9 protein-coding genes are annotated in these 13,160 nt (G+C 71.8%); 2 read left to right on the forward strand and 7 right to left on the reverse strand.

Annotated features, from left to right (window positions below):
* Window positions 1-7: 7 nt before the first annotated feature.
* Entirely contained in the window at window positions 8-934 is a 927-nt protein-coding gene (locus ACZ6Y7_RS28425; RefSeq protein WP_465760788.1) for an NADP-dependent oxidoreductase, read from the reverse strand.
* Between the two features lie 212 nt (window positions 935-1,146).
* On the reverse strand, window positions 1,147-2,901 hold the full coding sequence (locus ACZ6Y7_RS28430) for an RICIN domain-containing protein (protein ID WP_465760789.1): 1,755 nt from the start codon (window positions 2,899-2,901) through the stop codon (window positions 1,147-1,149).
* A gap of 373 nt (window positions 2,902-3,274) precedes the next feature.
* On the opposite strand from ACZ6Y7_RS28430, the gene ACZ6Y7_RS28435 reads away from it, so the two are divergent.
* Window positions 3,275-3,844 (forward strand): cupin domain-containing protein, encoded by a 570-nt coding sequence (locus ACZ6Y7_RS28435; protein ID WP_465760790.1) that lies wholly within the window; start codon window positions 3,275-3,277, stop codon window positions 3,842-3,844.
* Window positions 3,845-4,029: 185 nt separating this feature from the next.
* Here the strand turns inward: ACZ6Y7_RS28435 and yjfF are convergent, their stop codons facing one another.
* The 4 genes from yjfF to ACZ6Y7_RS28455 form a co-directional block, all read right to left on the reverse strand.
* Window positions 4,030-5,007 carry a galactofuranose ABC transporter, permease protein YjfF gene (gene yjfF, locus ACZ6Y7_RS28440; RefSeq protein ID WP_465760791.1) on the reverse strand — a complete coding sequence of 326 codons (978 nt, stop codon included), beginning with the start codon at window positions 5,005-5,007 and terminating at the stop codon, window positions 4,030-4,032.
* Window positions 5,004-6,146, reverse strand: a complete 1,143-nt coding sequence (locus tag ACZ6Y7_RS28445) for an ABC transporter permease (protein WP_465760792.1) — start codon at window positions 6,144-6,146, stop codon at window positions 5,004-5,006. Before ACZ6Y7_RS28445 ends, yjfF begins: the two co-directional genes overlap by 4 nt.
* Window positions 6,147-6,192: 46 nt before the next feature.
* Window positions 6,193-7,761, reverse strand: a complete 1,569-nt coding sequence (locus ACZ6Y7_RS28450) for a sugar ABC transporter ATP-binding protein (protein ID WP_465760793.1) — start codon at window positions 7,759-7,761, stop codon at window positions 6,193-6,195.
* A gap of 105 nt (window positions 7,762-7,866) precedes the next feature.
* A complete protein-coding gene (locus ACZ6Y7_RS28455; RefSeq protein ID WP_465760794.1) occupies window positions 7,867-8,850 on the reverse strand; it encodes an ABC transporter substrate-binding protein in 984 nt (327 codons plus the stop codon).
* A 402-nt stretch (window positions 8,851-9,252) separates the two neighbouring features.
* Here ACZ6Y7_RS28455 and ACZ6Y7_RS28460 point away from each other — a divergent pair, with 402 nt between their 5' ends.
* A complete protein-coding gene (locus ACZ6Y7_RS28460; protein WP_465760795.1) occupies window positions 9,253-11,430 on the forward strand; it encodes a glycoside hydrolase family 9 protein in 2,178 nt (725 codons plus the stop codon).
* 176 nt (window positions 11,431-11,606) lie between these two features.
* On the opposite strand, the gene ACZ6Y7_RS28465 is transcribed toward ACZ6Y7_RS28460, so the two are convergent.
* Window positions 11,607-12,956 (reverse strand): extracellular catalytic domain type 1 short-chain-length polyhydroxyalkanoate depolymerase, encoded by a 1,350-nt coding sequence (locus ACZ6Y7_RS28465; RefSeq protein WP_465760796.1) that lies wholly within the window; start codon window positions 12,954-12,956, stop codon window positions 11,607-11,609.
* Window positions 12,957-13,160 lie beyond the last annotated feature (204 nt).

Consider the following 13,160-nt stretch of genomic DNA (forward strand, 5'->3'; position numbering starts at 1 on the left):
AGGGAGGTCAGGGGATGGTGACGACGATCTTGCCGCGGGTGTGACCGGCGGCGCTGAGGCGCTGGGCGTCGGCCGCCTGTTCCAGCGGGAAGGTCGCCGCGACCTCGACGGTGAGCCGGCCGCTCTCGGCGAGGTCGGTCAGGGCGGTGAGGTCGGCCGCGTCGGGGCGGACGAAGACGTAGCGCCCGCCGAGGGCGAGGACGGCACCGTCGGCGACCGAGGCGAGGCGGCCGCCTCCGGCGAGCAGCGCGGGCGAGATCCGGAGGGCGTCGCCGCCGACCAGGTCGAGTACGGCGTCGACGCCCTCCGGCGCCAGCGCACGGACGCGGTCGGCGAGGCCGTCGCCGTAGGCCACCGGCTCGGCGCCGAGACCGCGCAGGTAGTCGTGGTTGCGATCGCTCGCGGTGCCGATCACCCGGGCGCCCAGGGCGACGGCGATCTGGACGGCGAGCGAGCCGACGCCGCCGGCGGCCGCGTGGACGAGCACGGTCTCGCCCGGCTTGACCTCCAGGGCGCGGGTGAGCGCCTGGTAGGCGGTGAGGCCGGCCAGCGGCAGGCCGGCGGCCTGGGCGAAGTCCAGGTTGGCGGGCTTGCGGGCGAGGGTGCGCACGGGCGCGGCGACGTACTCGGCGAAGGTGCCGCGCCGCACCATGTCCTCGCGGACGTAGCCGATCACCTCGTCACCCGGGGTGAACTCGGTGACTCCGACGCCGACCTGCTCCACCACACCGGCGACGTCCCAGCCCGGGATCACGGGGAAGACCACGTCCAGCATGCCGTCGAGGTAACCGGCCTGGATCTTCCAGTCGACCGGGTTGACCGACGCGGCCGCCACGCGGACCAGCACGGAGTCGGGGCCGAGCTTGGGCTCGGGCACGTCCCCGTACTCCAGGACGTCGGGTCCGCCGTAGCTGCGGTAGGTGATGGCCTTCATGGGTGGTGCTCCTCGCAGGAAGTATTGAGTCACTCGATGGTTCATGCCCTTAAGTAACGCGTCAACGGTAGGACTGAATAGTTGAGGCTGTCAAGTAACTCTCCGCCCCCGCCAGCGAGAGCCGGGGCGGTGCGACCGGGTTAGCCGCACGCCCCGGCGGACGACGGGGGCCGAGGCGGCCCGCCGAACGGTGGGCCGCCGGCTGCGGGCGGCTACCTGAGCGGCGTGCCGCCCGCGTTGTGGTTGGCGATCGTCTTGGTGACCAGGTTCCCGCCGTCGGTCTCGGGCGTGGTCTGTTCCGACCAGCCGGCGCCGAACAGGAGGGCGCCGACGTGGGCGTTCGCCACCTGGTCCAGGTGCGAGAAGAACCAGTCGACCTTGTCGTCCTTGTAGTGGCCGGGCGTGTTGTTCTGCGCCATGTTGCCCAGCGGGATCTGCCACAGGACCACCGGCTTGCCCACCGACTCGGCCATCGTCTTGTAGAACCCGAGCGCGGCGAAGCCCTTCTGGTCGTTCCAGAAGGTGTCACGGCTGCCGTGGGCGGGCAGTGCGTACCAGCCCGCGTCACGGTCCGTCACATCAGTGACCAGGAAGTCGGCGCTCGATGCCCCGAGGTCCGCGTAGTCCTTGACGCACTGCGGAGTGTTCTGCTGCCAGTCGAAGCAGGACAGGTGCAGGCCCACGCCGGTGTTCGGCGCGTACTTGTGCCCCATCGCGATCAGGCACTGGGCCAGGCCCGCGGCGCTGTTCTCCTGCGAGCCGCAGTCCGTCGGGTTCGCGGCCTTGACCTGTGCGGGCACCTGGTGCGGGTTGCCGAGCGAGCGGACGTAGCCCCAGAAGTCGGGCTCCAGGTCGACCATGTCCTGCGAGGTGCCGATCCTCTGGAGGAAGAAGCGGTAGTCGTTCAGGTACTGGGTGAGCAGGTCGGCCCGGTTGATGGCCTGCACCTCGCCCGGACCGTCACCCTGGCCCGCCATGTCGCCGAGGTCGCGCAGCGAGTACCAGGTGAAGAGGACCTTCTGGGAGCGCGGCTTGCCCTGGTACGTCGCCTTGGACGCACGGTCCTTGTACACGCTCACCTGGGTGCCGGGCGCCGTGGTGTCACCGGTCCAACAGCCCCACCAGCTCGACCACTCGGCCTTGCAGCGCGCGGCCGTGTAGGCGTCGGACGAGGGCGCGGGCCGGCTGTGGATGTAGGCGTACCGCACGTCGAACGGCGCGGCGTTCGCCGTGGAGTCCTCCATCAGGCCGCCGAGGAGCAGCGTGCTGCCGCCCATGAACTGCTTCGCCGGGCTGCCGCCGGCGGCGGTCGGAGCGGCCGGTGGTGTCGAGGCCGGACGGGTGCCGCTCGGGCTCCGGCCCGCCGGAACGCCGCCGCCCTGCGCGGTGGGCGTGCCGGGCGCGCCGGGCGTGCCGGGCGCGCCGGGCGTGCCGGGCGCGCCGGGCGTGCCGGCCGGGGTCGGGGTGGCCGGCGTGGCGCTGCTGCCCGTGCTCCCGGAGCCGCCGCCGCTTGTCGCCGGGACGAGTTGCCACTGCTGGTTGGCCCCGTTCCAGTCGTGGTACTGGGCGAGGCGGCCCCCGTTGGCGTCGGAGCCGAGCGGGACCTCGACGGCCAGGCCGTTGAAGCGGTTGATCAGCCGCACGTAGCCGTCCGAGGACTTCTCCAGGTGGAACTGCTGGTTGGCCCCGTTCAGGTCACTCCACTGCACCACCTGGGAGCCTTCGCTCCTCGACCAGCCGTAGTCGTCCAGCACCTTGCCCGAATGCCGGTTCTGCAGCCGGTAGTTGCCGCCGCCCGAGTCGAGGAACTTCCACTGCTGGTTGGGCCCGCCGTGACGGCTCCACTGCGCCATCGGCGCTCCGTCGTGCGTGGCGGCCCCGAGGTCGTCCAGCACCTGGCCGGTGCCGCGATTGACCAGCACGTACCAGGCGTTGGTGTCCACGGTGCCCGCCGATGCCGAGTTCACCACGACCACGGAACCACCCACGACCGCGAGGCCGACGGCCGCCCAGAAGCTCCGGCGCTGGTGCAACCGACGGCGACGGTGCGTCTGCCGCCGCTCCGGACCGGCCGGGCGGAACGCGCCACCGCGGCGGGCGCGGCCGCCGGGCGACGCCTCCGACGACGTGGACGGACGAGGAAACATGTCGATGCTCTCTTTCAGCCGTTGCCTCCGACCGGACCGCCTGTCCGGACACCCCCTGGTGGCCACCGCCGCGGGAAAGGTTGCCCCGGCCCGCGAAGATTCTTTTCACCGTCGGGCCGGTCCGCGCGGTCGGCACTAGGCTTCCTGACGCGGCGCAAGCCGTCGGACGCACCGACCGTGAGAGGAAACCCACGTGTCCTTCCTGGCCCCCGACTACCCCGAGATCGTCTACGACCGGGACGAGGGCGAGGCCGGCGTCGCCTCGTTCCGCCCGGCCGGGACGCCACCCGACTACGTCGCGCCGAACGGATCGGCGTTCCACTACCTGTCGACCCGGCTCAGCACGAACGGGCTGTACGGGCTCTACCAGAACCGGCTCACCGGCGAGGTCGGCGGCACCAGCCCGCACTTCCACAAGACGATGTGCGAGTCGTTCTACGTCCTGTCCGGCGAGATCCACGTCTTCGACGGCGAGCGCTGGTTCGACGCCTCCCAGGGCGACTACCTCTACGTCCCGCCCGGCGGCGTGCACTCCTTCGGCAACATCTCCGGGGAGCCGGCCGAATTCCTCATGCTGTTCGCCCCCGGCGCCGCGCGCGAGGGCTACTTCGAGGGCCTGGCCGACCTCGGGGCCATGACCGCCGAGGAGCGCGCCGCGTTCTTCGTCCGCCACGACAGCTTCTTCGCCGACATGGCCAAGGGTCCGGCGGCGGACTCGTGGCAGGACCGGGCGGCCCTGCGCAGGTCCTTCAAGACCCGCTGACCACGCCCTCCGGCGACGGCCGGCGACGCCGGCCCAGCCGCGCGGGGCCGGCCGGAAGGGGACGAGGCGGGGGTGCCCGCCCGGCCGGACGCAAGCAGCCGCCCGGCCACGGTTGGTGGCCGGGCGGCGGCGACGCCGGGCGGGGGCCTCTCAGGAGCGGGGGCGTCCCCGGAGCCGCGGACGTGTCACGCTCGGGGGCGGCGGGTGGTGATCAGGCGTTGCAGGACGATGAAGACGAACAGCAGCGCGCCGATGACGATGCGGGTCCACCAGGAGCTGAGGGTCCCCTGGAAGCTGATCACGGTCTGGATCAGGCCGAGCACCAGCACGCCTAGCAGGGTCCCCAGCAGGTAGCCGGAGCCGCCGGTCAGCAGGGTGCCGCCGATGACGACCGCGGCGATCGCGTCGAGTTCCAGGCCCACCGCGTGCAGGCCGTAGCCGGACAGCATGTAGAAGGTGAGCAGGACGCCGCCGAGCGCGGAGCAGAAGCCGCTGATCGCGTAGACGGTGGTCCTGGTGCGCTGGACCGGCAGGCCCATCAGCAGCGCCGACTGCTCGCTGCCGCCGAGCGCGTACACGTTGCGGCCGAGCCGGGTGTGGTGGAGGACCACGAATCCGACGGCGACCACCAGCAGCGCGATGACCGCGCTCGGCGAGACGAACAGGCTGCCGAGCGGGATCCGGGTCTGCGCCATCGCGGTGTACTGCGGGTCGGTGATGGAGATCGAGTCGATGCTGATCGTGTAGCAGAGGCCGCGGGCCAGGAACATGCCGGCCAGGGTGACGATGAACGGCTGGATCTCGAAGACGTGGATGACCCAGCCCATCAACCAGCCGCCCGCGGTGCCCATCAGCAGGACTAGCGGGATCACCAGCAGCGGCGGCCAGCCGTGCCGCTCGACCAGCCAGGCCGAGACCATGGTGGAGAGCGCCACCACCGCGCCGACGGACAGGTCGATGCCGCCGGTCAGCACGACGAAGGTCATGCCGACCGCGACGACCAGCAGGAAGGCGTTGTCGATCAGCAGGTTGAGCACGACCTGGCCGGAGAAGAAGCCGTCGTAGCGCACCGAGCCGACGCCGAACATCGACACCAGCAGGACGGTGGTGACCAGCAGCGGGATCTGCCCGCGCAGGCGGGTCAGCAGGGCGTTGGCGTTCATTCGCCGACCTCCCGGTCGATGGGGGACGCGGCGAGCGGCCGGTCGATGGGCGTCGCGGCGAGCGGCCGCTCGTCGGGGGCCGCCGCGTGTGGCCGGTCGGCGCGCCGGGCCCGGGCCGCGAACTTGGCGCCGAACACGGCGCGGAACTTGGGCGACTGGATCAGGCACACCGCGATCACCACGACCGCCTTGAACACCAGGGTGGTCTCCGGCGGGATGCCGATGGTGTAGACGGTGGTGGAGAGGGTCTGGATGATGAGCGCCCCCAGCACGGTGCCGCCGATCGAGAACCGGCCGCCGTTCAGCGACGTCCCGCCGAGCACCACCGCGAGGATGGCGTCCAGTTCGATCCACAGCCCGGCGTTGTTGCCGTCGGCCGCCGAGACGTTGGAGGACACCATCAGTCCGGCCAGCGCGGCGCACAGCGCGCTGAACACGTACACCAGGGCCACCAGCCGCACCGCCCGGATGCCGACCAGGCGGCTGGCCACCGGGTTGCCGCCGACGGACTCCAGCAGCAGTCCGAGCGCGGTCGCGCGGGTGAGCAGCACGGTGGCCAGCACCACCAGGGCGCTGAGCAGGATCGCGAACGGCATGGTCAGCCAGTAGCCGCCGCCGATCAGCTTGTACGGATCGCTGGTGACGGTGATGATCTGACCGTCGGTGATCAGCTGGGCCACGCCGCGCCCGGCGACCATCAGGATCAGGGTGGCGACGATCGGCTGGACGCCGGCCTTCGCCACCAGCACCCCGTTGGTGAGGCCGAGCACCAGCGCGCTGCCGAGGGCGATGGCGACGGCGGTCAGCACGGTGCCGACGCTGCCCGGGTCGGCGGACCGGCTGATGTGCAGGCAGGCCAGGGCCCCGGAGATCGCGACGGTCGAACCGACCGACAGGTCGATGCCGCCCGTGGCGATCACCAGGGTCATGCCCAGGGAGACCAGGATCAGCGGGGCGCCGAAGTGCAGGATGTCGATCAGCGAGCCGTAGAGGTGGCCGCCCTGGAGGTGGACGGCGAAGAAGTCGGGAGTGAAGGCCAGGTTGGCGACCAGCAGGACGACCAGCACCACGGCCGGCCAGAACAGCCGGAACCGGGTCATCGCCATCACCGGGCGGCGCACCGCCGTTGCCGTGCTCATGCGCACCCCTCCGTGAACCGCTCGCTCATCGGTCCGCTCCGCTTGCTCATCGGTCCGCTCCGCTCGCGATCGTGGCCATCAGGCGCTCCTGGGTGAGTTCGCCGCCGTTGTCGAGTTGGGCGACCATGCGGTGGTCGCGCAGGACGGCGACCCGGTGGCTGAGCCGCAGCACTTCCTCCAGTTCGGCGGAGATGAACAGCACCGCCATGCCGTCCTCGGCGAGGCCGGCCACCAGCTTCTGGATCTCGGCCTTCGCCCCGATGTCGATGCCGCGGGTGGGTTCGTCCAGGATCAGCAGCTTGGGGTCGGTGATCAGCCAGCGGGCGAGCAGCACCTTCTGCTGGTTGCCGCCGCTGAGGTTGCGCACCAGCGCCTCGGGATTGCCGGGACGGATGTCCAGGGCGCGGATCCAGCGCAGCGCGTACTCGTCCTGCGCGGCGCGCGACAGGGGCCGGACCCAGCCCCGGGCGGCCTGCAGGGCCAGGACGATGTTCTCCCGGACGGTCAGTTCGCCGACCAGGCCCTCGGTCTTGCGGTCCTCCGAGCAGAAGGCGATGCCGCGGGCGATCGCGTCGCGCGGGCTGCGCAGCACGGTCTCGGCGCCCTCGATCCGCAGGGTGCCGCCGTCGCTCTGGTCGGCGCCGAACAGCAGTCGGGCGGCCTCGGTCCGTCCGGAGCCGAGCAGCCCGGCCAGTCCGATGACCTCGCCCGAGCGGATCTCCAGGTCGTACGGCTCGACGGCGCCCCGGCGGGTCAGTCCGTCGGCGCGCAGGAGCGCCGGTGCGTCGGCCGCGGCGCTGGGCCCGCGCCGGGTGTCCTCGTCGAGGCGCTGGGGTCCGGCGTGTCCGGCCTGGCCGGCGTGTCCGGCGAGTTCCGTGAGTTCGGCGAGTTCGGAGCCGATCATCCGGGAGACCAGTTGGACCTGGCTGAGCTCCTCGGTGAGGTACTCGCCCTCCAGCCGGCCGTTGCGCAGCACGGTCATCCGGTCGCAGATCTCGTAGACCTGGTCGAGGAAGTGCGAGACGAACAGGATCGCCACGCCTTGGTCGCGCAAGCGCCGCATGACGGCGAAGAGTTGGCGCACCTCGTCGCGGTCCAGGCTGGAGGTCGGCTCGTCCAGGATCAGCACCTTGGCGGAGACGCCGACCGCGCGGACGATGGCCACCAGCTGCTGGACGGCGATGGAGTGGCTGTTCAGCGGCGTGCTGACGTCGATGTCCAGGTCGATCTCGCGGACCAGCTCGGCGGCCCGGCGGCGCATCGTGGCCCAGTCGATCAGACCGAAGCGGCGGGGCTCGCGGCCGATGAAGATGTTCTCCGCGACCGACAGGTTCGGGCAGAGGTTCACCTCCTGGTAGACCGTGCTGATGCCGGCCTCCTGGGCCTGCAGCGGCCCGGCTATCCGCACCGGGTGGCCGGCCAGCACCACCTCGCCGGCGTCGGCCGGGTGGACCCCGGTGAGCACCTTGATCAGCGTGGACTTGCCGGCGCCGTTCTCCCCCATCAGGGCGTGCACCTCGCCGGGGAAGAGCCGGAAGTCGACCCCGTCCAGCGCCACCACCCCGGGGAACTCCTTGCGGATCCCCCGGACTTCCAGGACCGGTTGCTGACGCACCCCGGTTCTCCTCTCGTGTGTCCCGGACGCGTCCCACCGTGGGCGGGAGGCGTCCGGACCGTGCGGGGCCGGACCGCGGGAGCGGCCCCGCACGGCCGGTGCGGGTCAGTACTGGCGGTTCGGCAGGGCCGCGGTGGCCTGCTCGGGGGTGAAGGTGCTCTCCTCCGTCTTGATCCGCCGCGGCACCTGCTCACCCGCCTTGACCTTCTTCGCGAGGTCCATCAGCTGGTCACCGAGCAGCGGGTTGCACTCGACATCGAAGTTGATCTTTCCCTGGCTCATCGCGGTGAAGGCGTCCTTGACGCCGTCCACCGAGACGATCTTGATGTCGGTGCCCGGCTTCTTGCCGGCCTCCTCGATCGCCTGGATCGCGCCGAGCGCCATGTCGTCGTTGTGCGCGTAGAGCACGTCGATCTTCGACTGGGACTTCAGGAAGGCCTGCATGACCTCCTTGCCCTTGGCGCGGGTGAAGTCGCCGGTCTGCGAGGCGACCACCTTGAACTTGGGCTCGCCCTTGACGGCGTCCGCGAAGCCGGCCTTGCGGTCGTTGGCCGGCGCCGAACCGGTGGTGCCCTCCAGCTGGACGATGTTCACGTCACCACTGGCGGCCGCGTACTCCTTCACCAGCCAGTCGCCGGCCTTCTTGCCCTCCTCGACGAAGTCCGAGCCGAGGAAGGAGACGTAGAGCGACTCGTCCTTGGAGTCGACCGCGCGGTCGGTCAGGATGACCGGGATGTGGGCGTCCTTGGCCTCCTTCAGGACGGTGTCCCAACCCGACTCCACCACCGGCGAGAAGGCGATCACGTCGACCTTCTGCTGGATGAACGAGCGGATCGCCTTGATCTGGTTCTCCTGCTTCTGCTGAGCGTCGGAGAACTTCAGCTCGACGCCGGCCTTCTTCGCCGCGTCCTGGATCGACTTGGTGTTGGCGGTGCGCCAACCGCTCTCCGCGCCGACCTGCGAGAAGCCCACGACGAGCTTGTGGCCGGAACCCTTGGCGGCCGATCCTCCACCGCCGCCGGAACCACAGGCGGCGAGGACGGCAACCATCGCACCGGCGACCAGGACCGACGCAACTCTCTTGGACATGTGGGGACTTCCTCTCGGGATCGTCGATCGCACGGACGGCGGCAACGGCCCGCGTTCACGGGGTGGGGCGAGACGACTGGGGGCCGCGGTGCGGCTCAGCGGCGGCGCGTCACCATCTCGCCCGTCGGGGCGCGGTGGTGACGCTGGTGCACTTGAGACGAGATTGTTAGCGCTAACAATCGGGCCGACAAGACCCGCTTCCGCCCGTTATCCAATCTTGACCCGCAGCACGGTGAGGTCCTGGCCAATTTCCGGCCCGTTACGGCCTCTTGACGCTCCGATGTCCGGGCTGGCTTCATGTGGACGTTGGGAGCGCTCCCACGCTTCGCCTCGGGTTCCCATGGACCGGCTCCCCTGGTCAGGGCCCACCCCCCTGTCTCCCCCTCGAAGGAAGGCTCCCCCATGCCTCCCGTTCCCTCCGGCCACGGACTGCCCCGGCGCGCGGCCGCCGCGCTGACCGGCCTGACCCTGGCCGCGGCCGGGCTGAGCGCCGCCGCGTTCGCCCCGGCCCCCGCCCTCGCCACCGACGCCACCCGCACCGCTCACGCGGTCGCCGCGGCCGCCGACTTCCCCGTCCGCGTCAACCAGCTCGGCTACCTGCCGGACGGGCCCAAGCGGGCCACCGTGGTCAGCTCGGCGACCACCCCGCTGCCCTGGCAGCTGCGCGCCTCCTCCGGCGCTCGACTCGCCGCCGGCACCACGACCGTGGTCGGCCCCGACCGGGCCTCCGGCCAGTCCACGCACCTGGTGGACTTCGGCGCGTACACCGGCACCGGCACGGGTCTCACCCTGGTGGTCGACGGTTCGGCGAGCCACCCGTTCGACATCTCGGCCACCCTGTACGACGGGCTGCGCGCCGACAGCATGTCGTTCTTCTACCAACAGCGCAGCGGCATCGCCATCGACGCGGCCCTGGCCGGCAGCGCGTACGCCCGTCCCGCCGGCCATCTGGGGGTGGCCCCGAACAAGGGCGACACCAGCGTGCCGTGCCAGGCCGGCGTGTGCGACTACCGCTCGGACGTCCGCGGCGGCTGGTACGACGCCGGCGACCAGGGCAAGTACGTGGTCAACGGCGGCATCGCGACCTGGGAGCTGCTCAACTCCTTCGAGCGGGCACGGCGTTCCGGCGACGCAGCGGTCCTCGGGGACTCCACGCTGCGCGTCCCCGAGCGCGGCAACGGAGTGCCGGACCGGCTGGACGAGGCCCGCTGGGAGCTGGAGTTCCTGCTGCGGATGCAGGTCCCGGAGGGCAGGCCGATGGCCGGCATGGCCTTCCACAAGGTGCACGACGCGCAGTGGACCGGTCTGCCGACCCGGCCCGAACTCGACGACCAGCCGCGCGAGTTGCACAAGCCGTCGACGGCCGCCACACTCAACCTGGCCGCCACCGCGGCCCAGTGCGCCCGAGTGTACGCGCCGTACGACGCCGCCTTCGCCGCCCGTTGCCTGGACGCGGCGCGTCGCGCCTGGACGGCGGCCCGGGCCAATCCGAACGTCCTCGCCACGGCGAGCGACAACACCGGCGGCGGCGCCTACGAGGACGCCGACGTCTCCGACGAGTTCTACTGGGCGGCGGCCGAACTCCTCGCCACCACCGGCGAGTCGCAGTACCGTGACGCGGTCACCTCCTCGCCGCACCACACCAAGCCGGTCGACGCGTTCTGGTGGGGCGGCACCGCGACGCTCGGCCGGATCACCCTGGCCACCGTGCCCGGCGTGGCCCTGCCCGCCGACGACGTGGCCCGGCTGCGCGGCCTGCTGACGTCAGCCGCCGACGGCTACCTGTCCACCATGGCCGGCCAGGGCTACGCGGTGCCGGTCCCCGCCGACGGCTACGTGTGGGGCTCCAACAGCGCGGTCGCCGACAACGCGATGGTGCTGGCCGTCGCCTACGACCTGACCGGCGCCGCGCGCTACCGGACGGGCGCGCTGGAGACGATGGACTACCTGCTGGGCCGCAACGCCCTGGACCGCTCCTACGTCTCCGGCTACGGGGCGCGGCCCTCCGAGAACCAGCACCACCGGTTCTGGGCGCACCAGAACGACGCCTCGCTGCCGCACCCGCCGGCCGGCTCCCTCGCGGGCGGCCCGGACGCCGCCCTGGAGGACCCGGTGGCGAAGGAGCGCCTGGCGGGCTGCGCACCGGCGGCCTGCTACGTCGACGACATCGGCTCGTACTCGACCAACGAGGTCGCGATCAACTGGAACGCCTCGCTGGCCTGGCTGGCCGCGTTCGCCGCCGAGCGACGGACCCCGGCGCCCACGGCGTCCTGCGCGGTGACGTACACGGTCGACAACGCCTGGGGCAACGGGTTCACCGCCACGGTGACCGTGCGGAACACCGGCACCTCGACCGTCGACGGCTGGACGCTCGGCTGGAGCTTCCCGGGTGACCAGCGGATCTCCACCGCCTGGAACGCGGCCGCGAGCCAGTCCGGCGCCGCCGTGAGCGCGCGGGACACCGGCTGGAACGGCACCCTGGCTCCCGGCGCGGCGGCAAGCTTCGGCTTCCAGGCGACGTACTCGGGCGCCAACCCGGCGCCGGCCCGGTTCACCCTGAACGGCGCCGACTGCGCCTGAGCCCGCCCCGCCCGGGCTGCCCGCCGCGCGGTGCGGCGGGCAGCCCGGTTCCGGAGCCGGCCCGGTCCGGGTGCCGCCCCGGGACGGGCCGGCAGCGGACGGCGGCGGGACGGCGGCGGGACTCCGTCACGACCAGGCCGTCACCGCCCGGCGCGCGGGCAGTCTCGCGCCCGGGATCATCCCAGCTTCCACTGCTGGTTGCCGCCGCCGCTGCAGGTCCACAGCTGGACCGGCGTGCCGTCGCCGGTGGCCAGGCCCGCCACGTCCAGGCAGAGCCCCGACTGCACGCCGGTGACGGTGCCGTTCGGGTTCAGCTGCCACTGCTGGTTGGCCTGGCCGTTGCAGGACCAGACGATCGCCTTCGTGCCGGGGCTGGTGCCGTGCGCCTCGGCGTCCAGGCACAGCGTGCCGCCGCCCACGGTCACGGTCAGCTGGTTGGACGCCGTGCGGGTCCAGGTCTGGTTCGCACCGCCGTTGCAGCCGTGGATCTGCTGCTGCGTGCCGAGCGTCGCGCCGTTCGCGTCGGTGAGGCACTTGCCCGCGGCCACCGCCTTCAGCGGGCCGGTGGTGCCGCCGCCGGACGTCCCCCCGTCCAAGCCCATGAAGTGGACGGCGGTGGCCGCCATGGCCGTGCCCTGGACCGGCAGTTGGTGCCCGGCGCCGGCGATGCTGTAGGCCTCGACCCGGGTGACGCCGGAGCCGTCGGTGTAGCGCGTGCGGTTCCAGTTCGCGGCGGGGGTGTCGGTGGACGACGGCGTCTGGCTGACACCGAGGACGTCGGTCCACTCCTTGATCTCCTCACCGAGGTTGTGGTGGCTGAGGATGGTGTCGGCCGTGCCGTGCCACAGCTGCACCCGGGGGCGCGGACCGGTGTAGCCTCGATCGGCACCGCGCACCAGATCGCCCCACTGCCGCGGGGTCATGGACACCTGGCCCTGGGCGCAGGGGCCGTTCCAGCCGCGGACGGTGCCGGTGTAGAAGCAGTGGTAGGGCACGCCCATGAACGCCGCGCCCGCCTTGAACACGTCGGGGTAGTCGGCGAGCATCACGTTCGTCATCATCCCGCCCGACGACTCCCCGGTGACGTACACGGCGTCGGCGTTGCCGCCGTAGTGCTGCTCCGTGTAGGTGATCATCGACATCAGGCCGACCGGGTCACTGCCGCCGTTGCGGGTCAGCGCCTGGTCGGAGGAGACGTCCCAGCAGCTCCCGTTGGGGTTCGTCGAGGGGTAGACGACGAGGAACCCGTACCGGTCGGCCAGCGACCCGAAGTCGGTGCTGGAGTACATGTAGGGGCCGTTGCCCTGGCACCCGTGCAGGGCCAGCAGGATCGGCGGGTTGGGCCTGACGTTGTTCGGCACGTACAGGTGCATCAGCAGGCCCGTGGGGTTGGGGCCGAAGTTCGTGATCTGGGTCAGCGAGGCGGCGGCGGCCTGCGGGGCCGCCTGCAGGCTCAGGCCGACCGCGAGGCCGAGCGCGGCGAGCAGGCCCAGTAAGCGGGACGTGAACGAGCGGACGCGGAACACGGGCTCTCCGTTCGGGTGTGTCGTGGGTGGGAAGGTGGTGCGGTGCCCCCGCCGGCGGTACCGGCCCGGGGGTGCGCACCCCCCTGCGGTGCGCACCCCCGGGGTGTCCGGGATGCTCCTATGGCTGTCAAGCCGCAGAGGCCAGGTCGGTTTGAGTGATTTGTGTGGTTGGTGTGCTGGTCAGAGCGCGGTAGACCTCGCGGG

Source organism: Kitasatospora sp. NPDC053308 (genome assembly GCF_055585785.1).